This is a genomic window from Clostridioides sp. GD02404 (assembly GCF_045898275.1).
In the GTDB taxonomy this organism is placed as follows: domain Bacteria; phylum Bacillota; class Clostridia; order Peptostreptococcales; family Peptostreptococcaceae; genus Clostridioides; species Clostridioides difficile_A.
Genome location: NZ_JBJOCA010000010.1, coordinates 20,718 through 43,649 on the forward strand (window position 1 = coordinate 20,718; position 22,932 = coordinate 43,649).

The 22,932-nt window shown below is 28.4% G+C and carries 18 protein-coding genes; 14 read left to right on the forward strand and 4 right to left on the reverse strand.

From position 1 onward, the window contains the following. The first annotated feature begins 1 nt into the window (after position 1). The 4 genes from Q3287_RS07875 (at position 2) to Q3287_RS07890 (ending at position 5,134) form a co-directional block, all read left to right on the forward strand. Positions 2 to 1,867 carry a glycoside hydrolase family 13 protein gene (locus Q3287_RS07875; RefSeq protein WP_407963818.1) on the forward strand — a complete coding sequence of 622 codons (1,866 nt, stop codon included), beginning with the start codon at positions 2 to 4 and terminating at the stop codon, positions 1,865 to 1,867. A gap of 240 nt (positions 1,868 to 2,107) precedes the next feature. Continuing rightward, a complete protein-coding gene (locus Q3287_RS07880; protein WP_054276184.1) occupies positions 2,108 to 2,746 on the forward strand; it encodes a GntR family transcriptional regulator in 639 nt (212 codons plus the stop codon). A 146-nt stretch (positions 2,747 to 2,892) separates the two neighbouring features. Beyond that, positions 2,893 to 3,732, forward strand: coding sequence for a MerR family transcriptional regulator (locus Q3287_RS07885; RefSeq protein ID WP_407963819.1), 840 nt, complete (start codon positions 2,893 to 2,895; stop codon positions 3,730 to 3,732). A gap of 97 nt (positions 3,733 to 3,829) precedes the next feature. Further along, a complete protein-coding gene (locus Q3287_RS07890) occupies positions 3,830 to 5,134 on the forward strand; it encodes an MATE family efflux transporter (protein WP_407963820.1) in 1,305 nt (434 codons plus the stop codon). Between the two features lie 145 nt (positions 5,135 to 5,279). On the opposite strand, the gene Q3287_RS07895 is transcribed toward Q3287_RS07890, so the two are convergent. Further along, positions 5,280 to 6,638, reverse strand: a complete 1,359-nt coding sequence (locus tag Q3287_RS07895) for an MATE family efflux transporter (RefSeq protein WP_407963821.1) — start codon at positions 6,636 to 6,638, stop codon at positions 5,280 to 5,282. Then, positions 6,604 to 7,038 carry a MarR family winged helix-turn-helix transcriptional regulator gene (locus tag Q3287_RS07900; protein ID WP_054269511.1) on the reverse strand — a complete coding sequence of 145 codons (435 nt, stop codon included), beginning with the start codon at positions 7,036 to 7,038 and terminating at the stop codon, positions 6,604 to 6,606. The genes Q3287_RS07895 and Q3287_RS07900 overlap by 35 nt, the downstream gene beginning before the upstream one ends. A 658-nt stretch (positions 7,039 to 7,696) precedes the next feature. On the opposite strand from Q3287_RS07900, the gene Q3287_RS07905 reads away from it, so the two are divergent. The 4 genes from Q3287_RS07905 to speB are packed head-to-tail and all read left to right on the forward strand — an operon-like array spanning position 7,697 to position 11,399. Further along, on the forward strand, positions 7,697 to 9,172 hold the full coding sequence (locus tag Q3287_RS07905) for an aminotransferase class I/II-fold pyridoxal phosphate-dependent enzyme (protein ID WP_054269512.1): 1,476 nt from the start codon (positions 7,697 to 7,699) through the stop codon (positions 9,170 to 9,172). Positions 9,173 to 9,230: 58 nt separating this feature from the next. Continuing rightward, entirely contained in the window at positions 9,231 to 9,644 is a 414-nt protein-coding gene (gene speD / locus Q3287_RS07910) for an adenosylmethionine decarboxylase (RefSeq protein WP_054269513.1), read from the forward strand. 35 nt (positions 9,645 to 9,679) lie between these two features. After that, positions 9,680 to 10,528 carry a polyamine aminopropyltransferase gene (speE, locus tag Q3287_RS07915; RefSeq protein WP_407963822.1) on the forward strand — a complete coding sequence of 283 codons (849 nt, stop codon included), beginning with the start codon at positions 9,680 to 9,682 and terminating at the stop codon, positions 10,526 to 10,528. Beyond that, positions 10,521 to 11,399: an agmatinase gene (gene speB, locus Q3287_RS07920; protein ID WP_167640067.1), complete on the forward strand. Its 879-nt coding sequence runs from the start codon at positions 10,521 to 10,523 to the stop codon at positions 11,397 to 11,399. Before speE ends, speB begins: the two co-directional genes overlap by 8 nt. Before the next feature lie 173 nt (positions 11,400 to 11,572). On the opposite strand, the gene Q3287_RS07925 is transcribed toward speB, so the two are convergent. Then, positions 11,573 to 11,773, reverse strand: a complete 201-nt coding sequence (locus tag Q3287_RS07925; protein WP_003418660.1) for a cold-shock protein — start codon at positions 11,771 to 11,773, stop codon at positions 11,573 to 11,575. Positions 11,774 to 12,230: 457 nt separating this feature from the next. Between Q3287_RS07925 and Q3287_RS07930 the strand changes: the two genes are divergently transcribed. Both Q3287_RS07930 and Q3287_RS07935 read left to right on the forward strand, forming a co-directional pair. After that, positions 12,231 to 13,721 carry a 4Fe-4S dicluster domain-containing protein gene (locus Q3287_RS07930; RefSeq protein WP_054269516.1) on the forward strand — a complete coding sequence of 497 codons (1,491 nt, stop codon included), beginning with the start codon at positions 12,231 to 12,233 and terminating at the stop codon, positions 13,719 to 13,721. A 269-nt stretch (positions 13,722 to 13,990) separates the two neighbouring features. After that, a complete protein-coding gene (locus Q3287_RS07935) occupies positions 13,991 to 15,487 on the forward strand; it encodes a 4Fe-4S dicluster domain-containing protein (RefSeq protein WP_054276141.1) in 1,497 nt (498 codons plus the stop codon). A 339-nt stretch (positions 15,488 to 15,826) separates the two neighbouring features. On the opposite strand, the gene Q3287_RS07940 is transcribed toward Q3287_RS07935, so the two are convergent. Continuing rightward, complete coding sequence (locus Q3287_RS07940; RefSeq protein WP_054276142.1) at positions 15,827 to 18,739, reverse strand: EAL domain-containing protein; 2,913 nt, start codon at positions 18,737 to 18,739, stop codon at positions 15,827 to 15,829. 519 nt (positions 18,740 to 19,258) lie between these two features. Between Q3287_RS07940 and Q3287_RS07945 the strand changes: the two genes are divergently transcribed. The 4 genes from Q3287_RS07945 (at position 19,259) to Q3287_RS07960 (ending at position 22,823) form a co-directional block, all read left to right on the forward strand. Then, positions 19,259 to 20,173: a ComEC/Rec2 family competence protein gene (locus Q3287_RS07945; RefSeq protein ID WP_407963823.1), complete on the forward strand. Its 915-nt coding sequence runs from the start codon at positions 19,259 to 19,261 to the stop codon at positions 20,171 to 20,173. Between the two features lie 119 nt (positions 20,174 to 20,292). Further along, complete coding sequence (locus Q3287_RS07950; protein WP_003418667.1) at positions 20,293 to 20,484, forward strand: hypothetical protein; 192 nt, start codon at positions 20,293 to 20,295, stop codon at positions 20,482 to 20,484. 221 nt (positions 20,485 to 20,705) lie between these two features. Beyond that, complete coding sequence (locus tag Q3287_RS07955; protein ID WP_021383697.1) at positions 20,706 to 21,056, forward strand: DUF6483 family protein; 351 nt, start codon at positions 20,706 to 20,708, stop codon at positions 21,054 to 21,056. 261 nt (positions 21,057 to 21,317) lie between these two features. After that, on the forward strand, positions 21,318 to 22,823 hold the full coding sequence (locus Q3287_RS07960; RefSeq protein ID WP_054269520.1) for a DUF1846 domain-containing protein: 1,506 nt from the start codon (positions 21,318 to 21,320) through the stop codon (positions 22,821 to 22,823). The last annotated feature ends 109 nt before the right edge of the window (positions 22,824 to 22,932 follow it).

Sequence of the window (22,932 nt, forward strand, 5' to 3'; positions counted from 1 at the left end):
GATGCAAGATATAATAGAATATAACTCTTGGGATAAAAATTTTAAGGCTCCATTTGGAGCTTTAAAATTTGATGAGGGATTGACTATTTATGTTAAAGTAAATGAAGGATATAATGTCAATTCTATTTCCCTAGAAATAAATAAAGAAGAAGAAATGAGAACAATAACTTTAAATGAAGAATTAAGTAATGATAAACTTGGAAAGTGTTTCTGTTGCAAGATGGAAAACTTTGAAGAGACAGGTGTTTATTTTTATTATTTTAAAGTTGATGTTGAAGTGGATGGCAATAAAAAAACTGTATTTTATGGAAAGAATAGAGAAAATGGATATTCTTGTGAGTATGACTACAATGATATAAATAAATATCAAATCACTGTTTATAAAGATTTTAAAGTACCAACATGGTATAAAGAAGGAATACTTTATCATATATTTGTAGACCGATTTAATAATGGCAATCGAAATGGTAAAATTGACAATCCTAAAAAGAATAGCTTTATATATGGGAATTGGGAAGATATACCTATGTACATAAAAGATAGCAAAGGTGATATTATAAGGTGGGACTTCCATGGTGGTAATTTGAGAGGGATAATCAACAAACTTGGATATCTAAAAAAACTAGGAGTAAGTATACTATATTTAAGCCCTATATTTGAAGCATCTAGTAATCATAAGTATGATACAGGTGATTATAAAAAGATTGACCCAATGTTTGGAGATGAAGAGACATTTAAAGAGCTTATCAATAAAGCAAAAGAAAAAGATATGTCAATAGTATTAGATGGTGTTTTTAGCCATACTGGAGCAGATAGTAAATATTTTAATATGTATGGAAACTATAATAGCTTAGGAGCATATCAATCGAAAGAGTCTCCATATTATCCATGGTACATGTTTGAAGACTTTCCTCAAAAGTACAAAAGTTGGTGGGATGTTAAGACATTACCAAATATAAATGAACTAGAAGATAGCTATATGGACTATATAATATATGACAAAGATAGTGTTATAAATAAGTGGATAGATATGGGTGTTAAAGGTTGGAGGTTAGATGTTGCAGATGAACTACCAACTAAGTTTATAAGAGAGTTAAAAAGGGAACTAAAAAAAGCTGACGATGATTCAATTCTCATAGGAGAAGTCTGGGAAGATGCGTCAAATAAGATTAGTTATGGTCAAAGAAGAAGTTATCTATTGGGTGAAGAATTGGATTCTGTTATGGGGTATCCTTTTAGAAACAATATGTTTTCTTTTCTAAAAGGAGAAATTAAATCGTATGAACTTTGCAATAGATATATGCAGATTAAGGAAAATTATCCAAAAGAATCATTTAAGTCTAATTTAAATTTAATTGGCACACATGATGTTACAAGAGCTAAAACTGAATTAAATTATGATGTGGATTTAGTGAAGCTTGCAGTAGCTGTACAGATGACTTTTGAAGGTGTACCATATATATACTATGGAGATGAAGCTGGTCTTTGTGGAGGTGTTGACCCAGATAATAGAAGAACATATCCATGGAAAAATGAAGATGAAGATATGCTTAGTTTCTATAAGGATATTATAAAAATTAGAAATAAAAATACACTTTTAAGCTCAGGAGATACAGACTTTATATATACAGAAAATAATTCTGTGTTTGCTTTTATTAGGTTTAATGAAAATAATGATAGAATATTAATTTTGGTAAATAGAAGTGAGAGTACTGAAAGAATATCATTAAATATAGATGGTAGTTTTATTGAAGAAATACCAATAAAGTATAGCTCTAAAAATGTAAATAATACTACACAAATTGAAAATAATGAATTGAGAATTGATTTAGAAGCAAAATCATTTGGCATCTTTAGAATAAATTAAATACTTGATTTAAAAAATAAAGAAAAAGTAAAAATGTAGAAAGAATTTTGATAAATCAAAACTTTTTCTACATTTTTTGTTTAAATTACTATAAGAATTTTAGTATTTCAAAATATTACAAACAAGTATAAAAAATATGATAATTGTGATATTATATAAATGAGTAAGGTAAAACTGAACCTCTCTACCAAAGTTGGCGGGAGATTTAACTTTTATAATCTTAATATGGAGGAACGTCTTATGAAGGTAGATCCACTTACAACTCAAGTATATGACTATATATCAAAAAAAATCCAAAATGGAGAGTATGAAGCTAATCAGAGAATTACTGAATCTGAGATTTGTAACTCTATAGGAGTTAGTAGAACACCAGCAAGGGAAGCACTAACGAGGTTGGCGGGTGAAAATTTACTAGAAAAGATACCTAATAAAGGATTTGTTGTAAAAGAATTTCAAGAAAAGGAAAAACTAGACACCTATTCTGTAATTGGAGTATTGGATGCTTTAGCAGGTTCTTCAGCAGTACAAAATTTAACTGAATCAGACTTAATAAAAATGGAAGAATTAACAGAAATGATGACTATATCTATAAAGTATAAAAATTACAGTAACTATTTAAAATTAAGTAATGAATTTCACGATATATACATAGCTAAATCAGAAAATCAAGTGTTAATAAATCTATTGAATTCTTTAAGATATAACTTTATGTCAAAGTCATATACTAGTAATAATGAAGATGAGTTATATAAAATGTTGACATACAGTAATAATCAACATATTGAAGTAGTAAAATTTATGAAAGAGAATGATTTAGAAAATGTTGAAAGAATTCTGAGGGAACATTGGAAAACGATACCTGTATCGGAGATGGAATAAAGAGGAGTTTTTATAAAGCTTCTCTTTATTTTTTTATATATATTTATTTTTTTTGTTAATTATTAATAAAAAAAATATGAATAAAATTAATTAAAAATAAAATTAATTTTATGTTGCTGTTTGCATAAGAATATAGTATTATTTTAATGCAAAATATAAAGGGGGGAGATTATATAAAAACATATTTTTCAATAGGTGAAGTATCTAAGCTTTTTGGATTATCAATAAAAACTCTGAGATACTATGATAAAATAGGTATACTAAAACCAGCATATGTAAATCAAGAAAATAAATATAGATATTATTCAAGAGAACAGTTTATGAGTATAGATGTAATTAAGTACTGCAAGATTATGGGAATGACTCTTGAAGATATAAAAAAATTGATTGATTCAGATGGTTCAATAAAATCTATGTTGAATACAATTAATGAGCAGAAAAAAATGATAGAAAATAAAATAAAAGAATTGTCAGATGTAAAAAAATATTTAAATGATATAGAATCTAATGTAAATGAATTATTGGAATATGGTTTAAATCAGGTATTTGTAAAATACAATAAAGAAAGAAAAGTAAGTGTTTATAAATGTGATTCAAAAGATGAAGTTGAGTTTGAGATGTATCTTAGACGTGTTATCTTACATGTTCAGGACAAATACAACGATGTCTATCCTATAATCTCAGGGAGTATTTCTTATGAAAAAGTAATTAAAGAAAGAGATACATTATTATATGATAACATAGTTGATTTTACAAGGAGAGACAATTATGAAAATGAATATATTTTGCCAGAAGGAGAATATCTAACTATATTATATGATGATAATTGGAATAATGCTTATGATTATTATCAAAAAATAATAGATTATGCTAAGGATAACAATATAGAAATTGTTGGTGATTTTAATGAAATATGGATACTCTCTAGAGTAGACTCAGATTCAAAAGAAAAGACATTAGTTCAGTTAGAAATAAGAAAAAAATAGTATACAAAAAAACTTGACTCTCCCCTCAGAGGATAGATTAATATTTTATATAGTGGAATAATAATTATCATAATAATATATAGAGGGGTGATTTATAATGATAAAAAAATTTTTAGAATATGCCATACCATCAGCTCTTGCTATGTTTGTATCATCATTTAATACTATATTAGATGGAATATTTTTGGGGAAAGGACTAGGTGATGCAGCACTTACAGCTGTTAGTATAGTGGTGCCTCTTGTTATGGTGTTTTTAGGGTTATCTAGTTTAATGGCAGTTGGAGGAGGAGCATTAGTATCAAAAAACTTTGGTTCTGGAGATGATGAAAGGGCTATAAATATATTTAGGCAAGTTATAAAAGTTTTAATATTGGGTAGTGTATCTCTTACAATATTTTGTATACTTTTTTCAAATCATATTGTTAGATTTATGGGAGCAACTGAAAACTTGGTTGGATTATCTGCTGAGTACTTAACCTTTTATGCTGTTTTTTGTCTTCCAAACTTACTAGGACTTGTTTTCTGTAGCTTTTTAAGAAATGATGGAAGACCAAAACTTGCAATGATAGCAACTTTGTCAGGGACAATTTTTCATATAGCTTTGAATTATATATTTATATTTAAACTTGGATTTGGTATAAAGAGTGCAGCAATTGCAAGTGGATTAGGTCAGTTATCAACACTAATGATAATGCTACCTCATTTTGTATTTAAGAAAGGTAAATTGTCCTTTGGAACAGCTAAAATAGAAAAAGATGTTTTAAAAGAATTGTTTGCAATAGGGTTCCCTTCATTTTTTGCAGAGTGCGCCTTTTCAATAATAATACTTGCACATAATATAGTTTTAACAAGAGTGGTTGGAGATGTAGGTCTTTCAGCTTATGCTGTAGTGAACTATATAACTACAAATATTTATAATCTTCTAATGGGAATAACTTTGGGTGTTCAGCCACTTATAAGCTATAATTTTGGTTCTAAAGAGACTAATAAAATGTTAAGTTATTATAGTATGGCAACGAAGATGAGTATTTTTGTGTCTGTAATATTTACAATAGTGTGCTTCTTGTTTGGAAGAGAGATTATAAAAATATTTACAGGTGATGAAGAGATTATTTTAATGGCATACGTTGCACTTAATATGGCTAATATAGCTTACCTTATGATTGGAAAAAATTTAACAACAACTATGTATTATCAAGCAATAGAAATGCCAATACATTCTAATGTTATAGGGGCTTTGCGTTCAATTTTACTTTTACCTATTATATTGATTATTTTTTCTAAGTTATTTGGAGCAAATGGAATATGGGTAAGTATGGCTATTTCAGAGCTTTTAACAGTTTTGATTATGAGTAAAGCAGTGAATATAAAGGAATGCACAAAAAATGCTATAAGTTTATAGCATTTAATATTATAAATTATATAAGTAAGAGTTGTCTTAAAGCTGACTTTTTTAATCAAGTTTCAAGTTCAACTCTTTTATATTTTTTATAAAAATTTCCTCATTCATACAACACTCAACAGGAATGTATTATCTGATGATATATTTAAAGATAAGTATAGGTATCTTTTTTCTTAAATATATAAAATACTGCCACAATGAATCCAAGAACTTCTGCTACAGGAACTGCCATCCAAACACCAAATTCTCCAAATATATTAGGAAGAATAAGAATAGCACCTACAATAAAAATGAAAGTTCTTGAAAATGATATAATGGCAGAGGTTTTTCCGTCTGAAAATGCAGTAAACATTGCAGAAGTAAAAACTCCTAATCCCATAATAATAAAAGATAGAGAGTAAATAGAAAATCCATGAAGTGTAATATCATAAACACTACTATTTACTGGAGTGAAAATTGTGATTGCTTTTGTTACTGTCAAATGAATCAAAAAATTTGCTAATACTGTACTTATAAGCAAAAAAATAATACTGTTTTTAAATATACTCTGTAACTGCTCTTTGTCATCATTTCCATATTTGAAACTTATGACAGGTGCAATTCCATTAGAATATCCAAAATAAAGAGCAGTGAATATATATTGAAAATAAAGTATGATTGTAATGGAAGCTACACCATCTTCTCCATAAAATTTTAATAGAACATAATTAAACAAAAAAGTTGTTACAGCATTTGCTAAATTTGTTACCATCTCAGATGAACCATTTGTACAAGCTTTTATAAGTACTTGCCAATCTATTTTAGGTTTTATAAAGCATAATGAATTTTTCTTAGATGTAAAGAAAAATAACAAGCCCACGATTGCAGGAATACAATAACTTATTCCTGTAGCAATTGCTGCACCATTTACACCTAGATTCAAGGGTGCCATAAAAATATAATCTAAGACAATATTTGTAATACCAGCTAATAAAGTAACAGCTAATCCTAATGTCGGTTTTCCTACTGTAACAAAGAATGTTTGAAAAGCCGTTTGAAGAAAGAAAGCAGGAGCAAATGAAAATATAATTTTTGCATAACAGATAGTTAAGGGAGACTGAATGGGACTTACACCTAAAAGTAAAATAATTTCATCAATGAAAACATTCCCTAGAATCGCAATCAAAATTCCTATTAAAACCTCTATAGCAATTAAAAAACTAAGATTTTCCTGTGCCTCTTTCTGTTTACCTTCACCCAATTTTCTTGCAATTATCGCACTACCACCAGTTGCAATCATAATCGCGATTGCCATTTCAAAGCATATTGCAGGATAAAACATATTAACAGCAGATAAAGCAGTCGTGCCAATTAATCGTGATACAAACATTCCATCAACAATAATATACATAGATAAACTAATCATCATCACAATGTTAGGTATTGCAAATTGTAATAATGAACAAAAGGAAAACTTTTTAGCCAAAACATTATCCATTATTGATTTCCTCCTTGAGTAATTCATAATATTTTGTGTTACTTACAATTAGCTGATTTATCAATTCTTCACCTAATTCTTCCATTACATTTTCTTCCATTTGAAGTAATGGCTTTAATATTTCGCAAGCGAAATCACTTCCTTTAGGTGTAAATGTAATCAATCGTTCCCTTTTATTTTCTTCATTTGGGGTAATTAAAATATAACCTTTTTTTTCAAAATCAAATAAAATTCCATGAACTGTTTGTTTAGGTAAAGCCCACCAATCACATATTTGTTTTTGAGTGCATGTCTTAAAATCATACAAGGTATATAGAACAAGCAAAGAATTGTAATTCAATTTATTCTTTTTCGCCCATATCCTATATAAATCCAATGTACTGCTTAAAGCAGAGTTTACAAGTCTAATTTGTTTTCTAATATCCATAATATCCTCCTAATAGTACTAATCGGTACTTTATGCAGTATAGTACTGATTAGTACTATTGTCAATAAGAAATAAAAAGAAACAAAAAATATCTTCCTTAACTATTTGCCATTCTAAATAAGGTTGTTTTGTCATAATAAAGACACTTTTATTCTTTGTAAATCTTTATTTTGTATCTGGTTTTATTTATAAAAATAGAATTTATTTCATCAAATAAAAAAAATTTAATAAATTTTAACAGAAAATAAAAATACAAAAATAGGAAATTTATTTAGTCTAACTAAACCAGAAATTTTGACATGTGAAATCAGAATAATATAAAAGTTTAGTAATAAAATACTTACAACTTAAAAATATTAAACTCAAAAGCTTCGTAAATCTCAAAAAAATAGAAATAATAAAAAAATAAAAAACGAAAAAGTTTATAAATACTAATTTTAAAAAAAATTAATATAAACAACAAAAAATAAAAAAGTTTATAAATATTGACATGACTAATGTGTGAGTTTTTGGATAGAACCAAAAAAACACTTGTAAAAATAGCAGGATGTTAATATAATAAATATCATGAGTTTAATAAAAGTAAAAATAAAAAATAGAAATAATAAATAAGAATACAATAATTATTTGAATATAGAGAGGAGATGAATTCAAAATCATGGATAGTGAGTTCGCAAATGCAGTTGAATTGAGCTATGAATGTGCTCCATTATTAGAGTCTTTAAAGGAATACTCAGAAAAAGATATAGCTTGCTTTGATGTGCCTGGACATGTAAAAAATAGAGGTGTAGATATATTAAATAAATATCTAGGTGAAAATCTCATGAAAATGGATATAAATTCATCACCAACTATGGACAATGTATCTGCTCCAAATGGTGTTATAAAAAATGCACAAGATTTGTTAGCGCAAGCATATATGGCTGATGAAGCATTCTTTATAACTAATGGTACAACTCAGGCAATACATGCAATGATTTTGAGTGTGATAAAACCAGGCGAAAAAGTATTACTTCCAAGGAATATACATAAATCAGTGATAAATGCATTAATACTCTGTGGAGGAATACCAATATTTATACAGCCAGAATTTGATGAGAAATTAGGCATAAGTTTAAATATTACTCTTAAAAAAATTAAAGTGGAGATAGAAAGAAATCGTAATATAAAAGCATTATTTTTCCTTAATCCAACTTATTATGGAGTTTGTGCTGATATTGAAAATATCATCGAGCTATGTCATAAAAATAATATTTTGGTGCTAGTGGATGAAGCTCATGGAGCTCATTTTCCATTTCATTTAGATTTGCCTCCCTCTGCAATAGGACTAGGAGCTGATATGGTAGCTGTAAGCATACATAAAACTGGAGGTGCATTGACACAGTCTTCAGCACTTTTGCTTAATAGAGGCAATGTAAAATTTGAAAAAGTTCTTCAATCAATAAATATGTTACAGTCAACATCAGCATCTTATTTGCTTATGGCAAGTATAGATGGTGCTAGAGCAAACCTAGTTGAAAATGGAGAAAAGCAATTATCAAAAGCACTAAATTTATCCAGGTATGCAAAATCAAGATTAAACAAAATTGATGGAATAAAAGTTTTATCTACTGAAATATTAAAACAAAAAGGTGTCAAATTTATAGATGAAACAAAACTATGTATAAACGTGAAAGAATTAAATTTAACTGGATTTGAAGTCTATGACTTATTATATAAAAATTTTTCGATTCAAGTGGAATTAGGAGATTCGTACAATATTCTTGCACTTGTATCTATTGGAACGAATAAGTCTGATATTGATAGATTAGTAAAAGCACTCTCTATAATTGCAAAGGTCTATAGAAAAGAATCTGCATTAAATGAGTTTAATATGGTTCAAATAAATCCTACTATTAAACTTAATCCTAGAGAAGCTTTTTATGCACCAAAAGAAAGTGTAGAACTTGATTTGTGTATAGATAGAGTTTGTGGAGAATCAATAATGGCATATCCACCAGGGATACCAATTGTTGCTCCAGGAGAATTGATAACAAAAGAAATTATGGAATATATTATTTTCTTAAAAAACAGCAATGTATATCTAACTGATGTGCAAGATAAAAACTTAGATAGAATACTTGTAATAAAATAAATTACTTTATTTAGAAAAGATAAGAATAGATTAAATATGTAGAGGAGTTGGGATTGAAATGAAATTTGAAACACTAGGAAGACATATACTAGTAGAATATTATAATTGTGATGAGAATGTACTTAAAGACCCGCATCTTATAGAAAATTTTATGAATGATTCAGCATTAAATGCAAAAGCTACAATCGTTGATTCTGTATTTCACCATTTTAATCCTTGGGGGGTTTCAGGTGCTGTTATAATTGCAGAATCTCATTTAACAATACATACTTGGCCTGAGTATGGTTATGCAGCAGCAGATTTTTTTACTTGTGGTGATATAGACCCATGGAAAAGTTTTGAATTGTTAGAACAGCTTTTAAAATCAGAAAGAAGTGAGTCTACAGAAATTCCAAGAGGTCTGACTACAAAAATAAAAAAATATTCAAAAAAAGATTTAGGGAAAATTACTCATAAGCCAGAAGCAGTATAAATACAAAATATATAGGAGAAAGTGAGGATTATTATATGGAGCTTTGGTATACAGAAGAATGGACAGAAAATGTAAGATTTTCTATAAAAGTAAATAAACATTTATTTGAGGGGAAGTCTCAATTTCAGAGAATAGATGTATTTGATAGTGATGAATTTGGAAAGTTTCTAACAATAGATGGGTTAATGATGGTAACAGATAAAGATGAATTTATATACCATGAGATGATAACTCATGTTCCTATGTCTATAAATTTAAACATAAAAAAAGTATTAGTAATAGGTGGGGGTGATGGCGGAACTGTAAGAGAATTAAGCCGTTATCCACAAATAGAAAAGATTGATATGGTTGAAATAGATAAAATGGTTGTAGATGTATCTAAAGAGTATATGGATATATGCTCATGCAAATTAGATGATGAAAGAGTTAATTTATATTTTGAAGATGGTGTTAATTTTGTTAAATGTGCCTCTGATAAATCTTATGATTTAATAATAGTAGATTCAACTGACCCAATAGGACCAGGAGAAGGTCTTTTTTCAACTGATTTTTATAGAGATTGTCATAGAATACTGAGTGATGATGGAATTTTGGTAAATCAAAGTGAAAGTCCTTATTTTGATTTTAATGCTAGGGAGATGAAAAGAGCTAATAAGAAGTTAAAAGAAATATTTCCAATATCTGAAGTCTATCAAGCACATATACCAACATATCCATCTGGTCATTGGTTGTTTGGTTTTGCTTCTAAAAAATTTAGTCCAATAGAAAATCAAGATAGGGATGGATGGGAAAAATTAAATTTAAAAACTAAATATTATAATAGTAATATACACTTAGGTTCGTTTATGTTACCTCAATATGTAAAGGAGATGTTAGATGAATAATAATTTCTATCACATGAATACTTTTATGAGTATGGACAAAAATTATGAAGAATCTAATCTTATAGTATTTGGTGTTGGATTCGATGGAACTACTTCAAATAGACCAGGAGCTAGATTTGCAAGTGGTTCTATGAGAAAAGAATTTTATGGCCTTGAAACATATAGTCCGTTTTTAGATTTGGACTTGGAAGATTACAGTATATGTGATTATGGAGACTTAGAAATAAGTGTAGGAAGTACAGAAAAGGTATTAGAAGAAATATATATAGAAACATCTAAGATTGTTAGAGATTCAAAAGTTCCATTTATGATTGGAGGAGAGCATTTAGTTACACTACCAGCTTTTAAAGCAGTGTATGAAAAGTATAATGACATATATGTAATTCATTTTGATGCTCATGCAGATTTAAGAGAAGAGTATAATAATAGCAAAAATTCTCATGCAACAGTAATTAAAAGGGTATGGGATGTTGTAGGAGATAATAAAATATTTCAATTTGGTATAAGGTCTGGCACAAAAGAAGAATTTAAGTTTGCGACAGAACAAAAGCATACATATATGGAAATTGGAGGAATAAACACCTTTGAAAATATAATTAATATGTTGAATGGAAAGAATGTTTATTTAACTATAGATTTAGATATACTAGATGCATCTGTATTTCCAGGAACAGGTACACCAGAACCTGGTGGTATAAATTATAGAGAATTTCAAGAAGTTTTTAGAATCATAAAAAACTCTAATATAAATATCGTTGGTTGTGATATTGTAGAGTTAAGTCCTGATTATGATATTACAGGTGTATCAACAGTTATAGCCTGTAAAATATTGAGAGAGTTATGCTTAGTGATATCTGATAAAATTAAATAGAGTAGTTTTTGATAGTAATATATTATAATAAAAGAAGTTATTTTAAAAAGATGTTTTGAATTGTCTTTTTTAAAGTAACTTCTTGTTTTTGTAATGTATTATAAGTATAATAAACAACAAAAAAGAGCCTACGATAGCTCCTTTTCTAAAATATATATATTTAAATTAAATAATTATATTCTATTTACGTTTTCAGCTTGAGGTCCTCTATTACCTTGAGTTATATCAAAGCTAACCTTTTCGCCTTCTTCTAAAGTTTTGTATCCATCATTTTGTATAGCTGAGAAATGTACGAAAACATCGTCTTCTCCCTCTACAGATATGAATCCAAATCCTTTTTCATTGTTAAACCATTTTACTATTCCGTTTTTCATTATAAGAAAACCTCCGCTTTATTAAAAAATACAAACTAAAAAAATAAGTCTGTTCTATTAATATAGCATAAATTTAAAATAAAAGCAAATAAAATTTTTAAAAAAATTAATTGATTTTAGAATTTAAGAAAAACTGCTAAATCATATAATAACAGATAGTGCAAAATCATACCAAACTATGAATGAATTTAATAGCAAAAAATGTAATAAAAAGGAATGCAAATAAAAAGTAAAATTAAAAAATATAATAAAAAATATTATATATTCGATTAAAAATTCAAGATAAAAATAGTGAAATTTCAGAAATATCAATATTATTATACAATAAAATATAAAAACATTATATATATTCGATAAAATAAAATTTAAACATATAATATTTTATGTATATATTAATAAAAGCAAATATTGTGTTATAATGGTATCGTATAAAATCATTTACGGGGGTGGTATTAAAATGTTTCAATTTGAAACACAAATACACAAATTAAGACATGATGTTTTAACAGCAATAGCTAGGCTTGGAAAAGAAGATAACCTTACAAGAGAAGCAATGGATAATATTCAATATGAAATAATAAAAGGTGAGAAACCTACATACAGATGTTGTGTTTATAAAGAAAGAGCCATAATATCTGAGAGAGTAAATGTAAGTATGGGGTTAGAACCAGGTCAAGATAAAATAGATTTAGATACAATGGATATAGGAGAAGATGAACAAATTATATATATTTTGGAGGCTGCATGTGATAGTTGTCCAATAAATGAATTTACAGTAACTGATATTTGTAGAGGCTGTCTAGCACATAGATGTAAAGAAGCTTGTAAATTTGGTGCTATAACACATGTCGGAGGAATGGCTTATATAAATCACGAATTATGTAAGGCTTGTGGAATGTGTAAAAAAGCTTGTCAATATGATGCCATCTCAGAGGTTGTTAGACCATGCAAGAGCGTATGCCCAACTAATGCATTAGGATTTGATAGAGAGAATATGAAAGCTATGATACATGAAGATAAGTGTCTAAACTGTGGAGCATGTATGTCAGCCTGCCCATTTGGAGCTATATCTGATAAGAGTTTGATTGCTCCTGTAGCTAGACAATTAGTTAAAAATGAAAAAATGTATGCAGTAGTAGCTCCAGCTATAACAGGTCAAGTTGAAGCAAATGTTACATATGGTCAAATAAAGAATGCTATAAAATCATTAGGATTTGTAGATGTACTAGAAGCAGCTTGTGGAGCAGATGCAGTCACAGTGCATGAAAGCTTAGAGTTTGCTGAAAGAATGGAAAAAGGAGAATCTTTTATGACAAATTCTTGTTGTCCAGGATTTGTTGGTTATATAGAAAAGACATTCCCAAATCATGTAGGAAAAATATCATCTACAGTATCTCCTATGATAGCTAGTGGAAGATTTATAAAAAGTTATGAGCCAGATGCTAAGGTTGTATTCATAGGACCATGTACAGCTAAAAAGAGTGAGGCAGCTAAGAAAGAATTAAAAGGTGCAGTGGATTATGTACTGACTTTTGAAGAAATAATGGCATTATTTGAAGCATTTGATATAGACTTAGCTAAGTGTTCAAATGAAGATATAGATGATGCATCAATATTTGGAAGAGGTTTTGGCGCTGCTGGAGGTCTTACAAAAGCCATAGAGAATTACCTTGCTGAAAAAGGCATAGGTGTTAACTTTGAACCTGTAAAGATTTCTGGTGCAAGAGAAATCAAGAAAACTATGACTATGGCAAATTTAGGAAAATTAGAAGGTAACTTTATAGAGGGAATGATGTGTGAAGGTGGATGTATAAATGGTTCTGGTAAGTTCTTATCAGGTGCAAAAGTTAAAGCCACTTTTGATAGAAAAAATTCTCAATCAACTAAGAAGAGTGTCTTAGCAAATACTAAGATAAAAGATTTTAGTAAAATAAATTTAGAAAAATAAAACGAGTATAAAATACATATTATATAGAGTTGTTCTAAGTTGCAATTTGACTTTTGGGCAACTCTATTTTTATTTATATTTTTGTTTATTTAGTAATTTAAATTAAAAACTATATACACTTAAAATAAAAATTACATATATAATATTTTGTATATAACTTAACAAAGTATACGCCTGTGTTATAATGATTTATGGGAATAAATGAAAATACAATGTACATAATGGTAGAAATATAGCAAAAAAGATGTGATTTATGGGGAGGATTACTTATGTTTGAGTTTGAAACGCAACTAAAAAGGTTGAAGCATGAAGTTTTAACAGCAGTAGCTAGATTATCAATTGAAGAAAAATTAACAAAAGAAAATATAGAAAGAATTCCATATGAAATAATCAAAGGAGAAAAAGCAAGATATAGATGTTGTGTTTATAAGGAGAGAGAGGTAGTTCTTGAAAGAGCACAACTTGCATTAAGTTTAACACCAAATAGTAAATATGGAGATATAAATCCAGATTTAGTAAACTTAGATACAGATGAACAAATTATATATATAGTAGAAGCAGCATGTGATAGATGTCCAATAAATGAATTTACAGTTACAGAACTTTGTAGAGGCTGTCTAGCACATAGATGTAAAGAAGCATGTAAGTTTGGAGCGATTTCTTACATAAATGGAAGGGCATATATAAATCATGATTTATGCAAAGCTTGTGGAATGTGCAAAAGTTCTTGTCAATATGATGCTATATCTGAAGTTGTAAGACCTTGCAAGAGTGTCTGTCCAACAGGAGCATTGGATTTTAATAGAGATACTATGAAAGCTATGATACATGAAGATAATTGTATAAATTGTGGAGCATGCATGTCAGCATGTCCATTTGGAGCAATATCTGACAAAAGTTTGATAGCACCTGTTGCGAAAAAACTTGCCAAAAAGGAAAATATGTATGCAATAGTAGCTCCAGCTATAACAGGTCAAATTGATAGTAATATTACATATGGACAGTTAAAAAATGCTATAAAGTCATTGGGATTCGTGGATATGATAGAAGCTTCTTGTGGTGCAGATGCAGTTACAGTTCATGAAAGTAATGAATTTATTGAGAGAATAAAATCTGGAGATGATTACATGACAAATTCATGTTGCCCTGGATTTTTTAAGTATATAGAGAAGATGTTTCCTGATGAAAAAGATAAAATATCATCTACAGTATCTCCTATGGTAGCAACAGGAAGATTGGTAAAAAAAATTGATTCTGATGCTAAAGTTGTATTTATAGGTCCATGTACAGCTAAGAAGAGTGAAGCAACAGATGCATGTCTAAAAGATGCAGTAGATTATGTGCTTACTTTTGAAGAATTAATGGCATTGTTTGAATCCTTTAATATAGATTTATCAAAATGTTCAAATGAAGATATAAATGATGGGTCAATTTTTGGAAGGGGATTTGGAGCATCTGGAGGTCTAACTAAATCCATACAAAACTATATTGCTGAGAAGGGAATTAGTTTTGATTTTGAACCTATAAAAGTATCTGGTCCGAGACAAATTAAAAAGACAATGACAATGGCTAAATTGGGTAGATTAGAAGGTAACTTTATAGAAGGAATGATGTGTGAAGAAGGATGTATTAATGGAGCAGGTAAGTTTTTATCAGGAGTAAAAGCCAAAAATACCTTTGATAGAAAAAATGGACAATCTACTAAAAAGAGTGTCTTATCTAATGATAAAATTAAAGAATTTGAAGATGTGACTTTAGAAAGATAGACTTAATTTTTATAAAAAGAACAGGGCTATCGCACTAGAAAATAGTGCTATGCCCTTTTTTGTACAAAAAAGCAAATCCCAAGTTCAAAAGAACTTGAGATTCTTGTATAATATAATTCAGTTTACAAACTTTCTTGAAAATAATAAAGAGATTTCAAAGAACACTCTATTTATTGATGGTACAAAGATAGAGTCATCTTCCAATAGATATACTAAAAAAGTATTCTAAATTTATTATTTATAATAAAATATTATCTGAAAAAATGCTATTTTTATACCTTTATTTATCATACATAATTTTACTTAGAACATAAACTTTATTTATAATAAACGTACACCTTAAACATTTGATTTAATTTCCAGTACAGGATTTTTTAATAATTGCTCAAAATCATCCTGTGGCATTGGCTTTGCATAAAAATATCCTTGTGCTAAATAACATCCAATTTCTTTTAGTATCCTCACTTGTTCTATACTTTCTACCCCTTCACATATAACTTTCATATTTAATTCTTTTGCTATATTTACCACTCCACACACAACAGCTTGTTCACGACTACCATGCATTCCTGTTTGTATAAATGTACGGTCTAACTTAATTATATCAATAGAAAATTGTTGTAATAAACCAAGAGATGAATATCCAGAACCAAAATCATCTATAGAAATAGGAAATCCTGATTCTTTTAGTTGATTAAAATGACTCGAAATCTGATTAAGATTTTCAATAAAAATGCTTTCTGTGACTTCTATTTCAAGGTATTTATGAGGTATTTTATATGAATCTGCTATTTCTATCAATCTTTCTGAGAAACCTTCATTATTAAAATGAATTCTGGAAAAATTACAAGATACTGGACTAATATTTAATCCTAAATCCATCCATCTCTTTAACATTTTGCAAACTTCCTCATAGATATAAAAGTCAATTTCTACCACAAATCCGTTTTTTTCAAAATAAGGAATGAATTCTCCAGGACTTATTATACCTTTATCTGGATAATTCCATCTTACTAGTGCTTCACTTCCTACCAATCTATTTGTATTCATGTCTACCTTTGGTTGAAAGTATGGAATAAACTCTCCATGTTCTAATGCTACTTGCATCCTATCTGTTAAGTTTCTTTGGTGTAATCCTTCCTCTCTCATAGCCATATCATAAAGCACAATACGACTTCTGTGTGTTATTTCTGTATTTCTTCTCGCATAATTTGCTAGGTCAAGCATGAGAGATATATCATGTTTTTCAACTTCATTTACTATGTATACGCCAAATACAAGAATAAGTTGGTAAGTTTTTCTCATTTTTTCTATCCAATCATTTAGTTGAGTGTCAATCTTGAAGAGACGTTCTTTTAAGCAATCCCAACTATTGTATTTTAATAACATAACAAATTGGTCTGCAGAAACGCGAGCACAAGATTCTTCAGAAGAGACAGTGTTTTGTAAAACTTTAGCTAATGCACAAAGTATTTCATCTCCTTCTGAAAATCCTAAAGTATCATTAATCATTCGAAATTGTTTTATATCTAAATAAACAATCACATATAAACCACCTTCTGCATTTCTTAAACTCTCAATGGCTTCTTTAGAAAATTTATTTAAATTCCAAATTCCTGTAAGACTATCTCGGTATAACAAACTCTCGATACGCTTGTTATTTTTTGACTTTGATAAAAGCAGAAAACTCAAAAGTATAATAATAATAACTGATATTATAATAATTCCTCCAATAATTGCCATCGGATGCTGATGAATAATATCTTGCCAAGTTATATCATATTGATCTATTGTATTTTTTAAAATTATTCTGTCCATTTCTTCTGTTGACATGTATTGAATACATTTATCTAGTATAGAAAACAACCTTGAATCTGCAGAATCAGAAATACCAATACTTATTTCTTCTGCATAGTTTGTCAAAGTTGAAACAGAAAATTTTTCATAACGAGGATTGGATAATAGATAATCTGCAATATAAGTATTTACATAAACAGCATCAACTTTATTCTTTAATACAGCATCAAAACATTCTTTTGGAGAATTATAATATTCTATGGTTCTATCCAGTTTCCCATCTTTAGCAATATTTTCTCCAATCAAAGAACCATTTACAGCTGCCACTTTTTTAATTTCATTTTCATTTTCTTTTTCTCCACTAACTAAAACTACTGGAGCATGCAAATAATACTGTGTTGTTCTTATATTGTTTTTTTGGTTATTGATATAATCGTTTTCCATACCACAAACTACAGATATACTAGAATCTTTTGATAATTGAAGTGCTTCATTATAATTCTTTGCAGAAACAAATCTAAATTTCAAACCAGTGTTATTTGTAATTACCTTGAATAAATCAGCAACCACACCAGAAAACTCCCCTGTTTTGGAATCACTATATTCTAGTGGAATCTTTGTAGCATCATAAACAGCTGAAATTTCACCAGATTGTTGTATATATTCTTGCTCATCTTTTGTAAATACTGGCTTCTGAGCAGTACTTATAGAAAAATACTTATTGTATAATTTTGTTTCATAACTAGAATTCCTAAGTGTCAATGTATTCAAAGCAGAATTTAGTTGAGATAATAAATCTGGCTTATGGTTTGAAACCACAGTGTAAAGTGGCTCTGGAGAAAATTGTGCTACACTTTTAAATGTACTAGTCCGACCAAGATGTGTTATAGCAACACCATCTAAGTTTCCATTTTCTAAATCTCTTAACAAATCATTTGTTTCTTTATAAGATACAATTTGAACTTTAAAATCATTTGTTTTACAATATTTTTTAAAGTTTTCAGCATCTTTACTATTACTAATAACACCTACTTTCATATCTTGAAAAGAATCAAAATCCTCATAATCATAACGAGTATCATCCACTCTTACATTTAAAGTTGTATAAATATTACACATTGGCAGTGTTGGAAAAAGCATTTCTTTTGTACGCTCTTTTGTATAATAGACACTAGGAAGAACATCTATCTCACCTGATTTTAACATTTCAAAAGCATTTTCCCAACTTTTACAATCTACTATTTCATATTTCCAGTCAGTGTATTTATTAATTTCCTGCAAATATTCAAAATTAAACCCTATATACTCACCATTTTCATTCCGACTCATATAATCACCATCATCATAATATCCGACTTTAACTGGAACCTTATCTGAAGCAGAGTCAAGTTCTATTGGAAAAGAAAGAAAAATCATACAAACAATCAGAATCAGTTGAAAGGTTTTTAACTTCAAAATTTTGTCCCCCTCCCTCTTAATAGCTATATTATATCATTTTCAATAAAAAAATAGAATATACTGCCAACTGTTTAACTTTCAGAATATTTCTCGAATTTCAAAAGTTGTATAGGGGTTACTTTATTTCCTCTAATTCGAGAATAAGTCTTATATAATTTTTCTAACTTCATCTCCTCAATAATTTGATTTAATAACCTTACAGAATCATCTTTTGGAATCATATAATCCATATTTAGTGGTAATTTAAATTGATAATTATCACAATAAGTAGCATAATTAATTTGTATAGTATTTTGTTTTTTAATACAAGTATTATACAAGAATCCCAAGCTCTTTTGAACTTGGGATTTACTTTTTTGTATAAAAAAGGGCGTAGCGCTATTTTCTAGCGCGACAACCCCGTTTTTTTAATGCCACAAATATGCCTATAATTTGCCCTGTTTATATGTGTATTTTACTAAGTCAGGATTGTTATACTATAAATATGTAATAAATAAAATTTATAGGAGATTTTGGATGAAGAGAATAATATTAAGAGACATCATGTTTTTTGTTACTACATTGTCTGTAATTGCAATATTATTGATTGTAGTAAATACAACTACTAATGGTAAGATAAAATCAACAAGTGAATCTTATTTAAAGAGTGAAAAAAATAGTGTAAGTCAAAATAATATTCAAGGCAACACAAAAAATACTGCATTTAAGACTACTATACTAAGCACTGGAAAATCAGACTGTATATTAATTGAGATAGGCGATAAAGTTGTAATGATTGATACAGGAGAAGATAAAAATGGAGAACAAATAGTTGATAAATTAAAGGAAAAAGGAGTAAATACACTTGATTATTTGATTTTAACTCATTTAGATAAGGACCATATAGGTGGAGTCGATAGTGTACTATCTAGTGTCAAAGTAAAGAATCTGATACAAGCAAATTATGAGAAAGACAGTAAACAGTATGATGAGTATACAGAGTCACTTAAACAAGTTGGTGTAGAACCAGTAGTACTGAAGGAAAAGATGAATCTTGAAATCAATAATGCAAAAATAAGCATACAACCAGCTTCAAAAAGTGATTATGAAAGTTCGAATGATTATTCAATAATGACTAGTATAAATTATGGGGAACATAGGTTTTTGTTTGCAGGAGATGCAGAGGAAAAAAGGTTGGCAGAGTTTATAAGTGAAAATACCTTAAAATATGATTTTGTTAAAATTCCTCATCATGGAAGGTATGATAAATTAACTGAAGCATTTTTAGAGTCTATTACCCCAGAATATGCTGTTATTACTTGTTCAGATAAAAAAGCTCCTAATGAAGATGTATTAAAAATATTAGAAAAACTGAATGTAAAAACATTTTTGACTTCTGATGGAGATGTAGTCATCAATAGTGATAGCAAGACATTGAGTGTTAGACAATAATTTTTTTTAGAAAATCTTTGAAAAAATTTAAAAAAATCATTAGCAAATATTACCCCTTAAACATAGTATATTTTAGGAGCTGAAACTCCACATACAAAATAACTAGGAGGTAACATATTATGTTGGATAGATTTTTTGGTGAAGGCGGATTTGGCGGATGTGCTTGGTGGATAATAATATTATTCTTCTTATTCTTAGCATTCCAAGATTGTTGGGCTGAGATGGACTTATGTGCATGGATACCTTTCTTAATATTATTATTAATACTTTGTGAATGCGGTGACGTTTTTGATGGAGGATGTGGATGCTAAAAAAATCAATTTAGATGATTTAACAAAGCGTATGGTGGGTATAAGTAAAATACCAAACCAATCACAATCTAGTGTTTGAAGGTAGTCGGAAATCCCCCGCTACCTTCTTTTTTTATGTTTAAAATCTATTTTTGAATTATTTCATTTACATATAATAATTTTTAATATAAAGTCTGTTATAATTAAAAAGAAAATAAACTTTATTTATAGGAGATGTAAAAATGGCTATAGTAGATAAGATTTTCAATGAGATAAAACTTATGGTTGCAAGACTTTTATTGGGAAAGAAATACAGTGAATATGAAGAAAAAGATTTAGTGTATAATACAGAAGAAGAAGTTATACTTATTACCTTGAAACGACTAGTTTTTCAAGGAAAAGTGAATGAAGCAGAAGAGATTTTATTCGATAAGGCTAACACTGTGAATACTGAAAATATGCAGTATATAGCAATAGAATTTTACACTATGCTTATGGAAAAAACTGATGAGGAATTAGAGGCTATGAATTTCTCTAAACAAGAAGTATATCAAGGAATAGAAGATATTAGAAAAGTATTGAACTTGGAGTAAAAGATATATGAGAATATTGAAATAAATTAGTGATAAGGTGAGAATATTATATTTAGATATATAAAATATAATATTCTTATTTTATTAGTTATATGAGTATATCTAATTTACTATAAAACTATCTTGAAAAAAATTAATCTTAATTGTATAATATTACTTTGAGTGAAAAAGTATTAACATTTTTTTATAAGATGTTTTACTAAAAAAATATATATAAATATACTGTTATCAATAAGAAATTTAATTTAGTGAGGTGTTAAGATGAAAATAGGATTTGACCACAAAAAATATTTAGAAGAGCAGTCTAAATATATCTTAGAAAGAGTAAATAATTTTGACAAGCTTTATTTAGAGTTTGGAGGAAAATTAATGGGAGACCTTCATGCAAAAAGAGTACTTCCAGGATTTGATGAAAATGCAAAAATAAAAGTATTACAACATATGAAAGAAAAAGTAGAAGTTGTAATTTGTGTATATGCAGGAGATATAGAAAGAAATAAAATAAGAGGAGACTTTGGTATCACTTATGATATGGAAGTTTTAAGATTAATAGATGATTTAAGAGGTTATGAGTTAGACGTAAATAGTGTAGTAATTACTAGATTTGAAGGACAACCTGCTACAACTGTATTCATAAATAAATTAGAACGTAGAGGAATTAAAGTATATAAGCATTATCCAACAAAAGGATATCCATCAGATGTTGAGACTATAGTTAGTGATGAGGGGTATGGAGCAAATGAGTATATAGAAACTACAAAACCAATAGTAGTAGTGACAGCACCAGGTCCGAATAGTGGGAAACTTGGTACTTGTTTAAGTCAGTTATACCATGAAAATAAAAGAGGAAATGTAGTTGGATATTCTAAGTTCGAGACATTCCCAGTTTGGAATGTACCTGTGAAGCATCCTTTAAATATAGCTTATGAAGCAGCTACGGTTGATTTAAAAGATGTAAATATGATAGACTCATTCCATCTTGAAACTTATGGTGAAATGTCAGTAAACTACAATAGAGATTTAGAATTATTCCCAGTGCTTAAGAAAATAATAGAAAAAATAACTGGAAAAGAATCAATTTACCAATCTCCAACTGATATGGGTGTTAATAGAGTTGGATTTGGAATAATAGATGATGAAGTAATAAGAAAAGCCTCGATAGAAGAAATAATAAGAAGATACTTTAAAACTGCCTGTGAATATAAAAAAGGACAAGTTGATAAAGGTGCTTATGATAGAATGAAAATGATTATGGAAGAACTTAACCTAAAACCAGAAGATAGAAAAGTTGTCTTACCTGCTAGAAATTACAGTAATAAATTAAAAGAAAATGCTGATAAGAATGATACTTGCCCTGTAGTAGCGCTAGAGTTAGAGGATGGAACAATATTAACTGGTAAGGGTTCTGACTTAATGAATGGAACAGCAGCAGCTGTATTAAATGCAATTAAACACTTAGCTAATATATCTGATGATATGCATTTAATATCACCTGTAATATTAGAACCTATTATAAATCTAAAAACAAAAACTTTAGCTAGTAGAAATGTTTCTCTTAGTTGTCAAGAGGTTTTAACTGCACTTAGCATTTGTGCTGTAACTAATCCAACTGCACAATTTGCTATGGAAAAATTGGCATTATTAAAAGGATGTCAAGCTCATTCTACTACTATACTAAATAGAGACGATGAACAAACATTTAGAAAACTTGGCATAGATGTAACTTGTGACCCAGAGTATCCATCACAAAATCTTTACTATAGTTAAAATTATATAAAAAAATATGGGCTGTTTTAAAGTAATAGTTTGAGCAGTCCATTACAATTATAATAAAATCAGTAGGCTGCCTTGTATAAGGCAGTCTTTTGTTTTTAAA

What these genes read in the sequence shown, in the direction of transcription:
- Q3287_RS07875 (WP_407963818.1), top strand. Translation starts at nt 2, where the DNA reads ATGCAAGATATAATAGAATATAACTCTTGGGATAAAAATTTTAAGGCT.
- Q3287_RS07880 (WP_054276184.1), top strand. Translation starts at nt 2,108, where the DNA reads ATGAAGGTAGATCCACTTACAACTCAAGTATATGACTATATATCAAAA.
- Q3287_RS07885 (WP_407963819.1), top strand. Translation starts at nt 2,893, where the DNA reads ATGCAAAATATAAAGGGGGGAGATTATATAAAAACATATTTTTCAATA.
- Q3287_RS07890 (WP_407963820.1), top strand. Translation starts at nt 3,830, where the DNA reads ATGATAAAAAAATTTTTAGAATATGCCATACCATCAGCTCTTGCTATG.
- Q3287_RS07895 (WP_407963821.1), bottom strand. Translation starts at nt 6,638, where the DNA reads ATGAATTACTCAAGGAGGAAATCAATAATGGATAATGTTTTGGCTAAA.
- Q3287_RS07900 (WP_054269511.1), bottom strand. Translation starts at nt 7,038, where the DNA reads ATGGATATTAGAAAACAAATTAGACTTGTAAACTCTGCTTTAAGCAGT.
- Q3287_RS07905 (WP_054269512.1), top strand. Translation starts at nt 7,697, where the DNA reads ATGGATAGTGAGTTCGCAAATGCAGTTGAATTGAGCTATGAATGTGCT.
- speD (WP_054269513.1), top strand. Translation starts at nt 9,231, where the DNA reads ATGAAATTTGAAACACTAGGAAGACATATACTAGTAGAATATTATAAT.
- speE (WP_407963822.1), top strand. Translation starts at nt 9,680, where the DNA reads ATGGAGCTTTGGTATACAGAAGAATGGACAGAAAATGTAAGATTTTCT.
- speB (WP_167640067.1), top strand. Translation starts at nt 10,521, where the DNA reads ATGAATAATAATTTCTATCACATGAATACTTTTATGAGTATGGACAAA.
- Q3287_RS07925 (WP_003418660.1), bottom strand. Translation starts at nt 11,773, where the DNA reads ATGAAAAACGGAATAGTAAAATGGTTTAACAATGAAAAAGGATTTGGA.
- Q3287_RS07930 (WP_054269516.1), top strand. Translation starts at nt 12,231, where the DNA reads ATGTTTCAATTTGAAACACAAATACACAAATTAAGACATGATGTTTTA.
- Q3287_RS07935 (WP_054276141.1), top strand. Translation starts at nt 13,991, where the DNA reads ATGTTTGAGTTTGAAACGCAACTAAAAAGGTTGAAGCATGAAGTTTTA.
- Q3287_RS07945 (WP_407963823.1), top strand. Translation starts at nt 19,259, where the DNA reads ATGAAGAGAATAATATTAAGAGACATCATGTTTTTTGTTACTACATTG.
- Q3287_RS07950 (WP_003418667.1), top strand. Translation starts at nt 20,293, where the DNA reads ATGTTGGATAGATTTTTTGGTGAAGGCGGATTTGGCGGATGTGCTTGG.
- Q3287_RS07955 (WP_021383697.1), top strand. Translation starts at nt 20,706, where the DNA reads ATGGCTATAGTAGATAAGATTTTCAATGAGATAAAACTTATGGTTGCA.
- Q3287_RS07960 (WP_054269520.1), top strand. Translation starts at nt 21,318, where the DNA reads ATGAAAATAGGATTTGACCACAAAAAATATTTAGAAGAGCAGTCTAAA.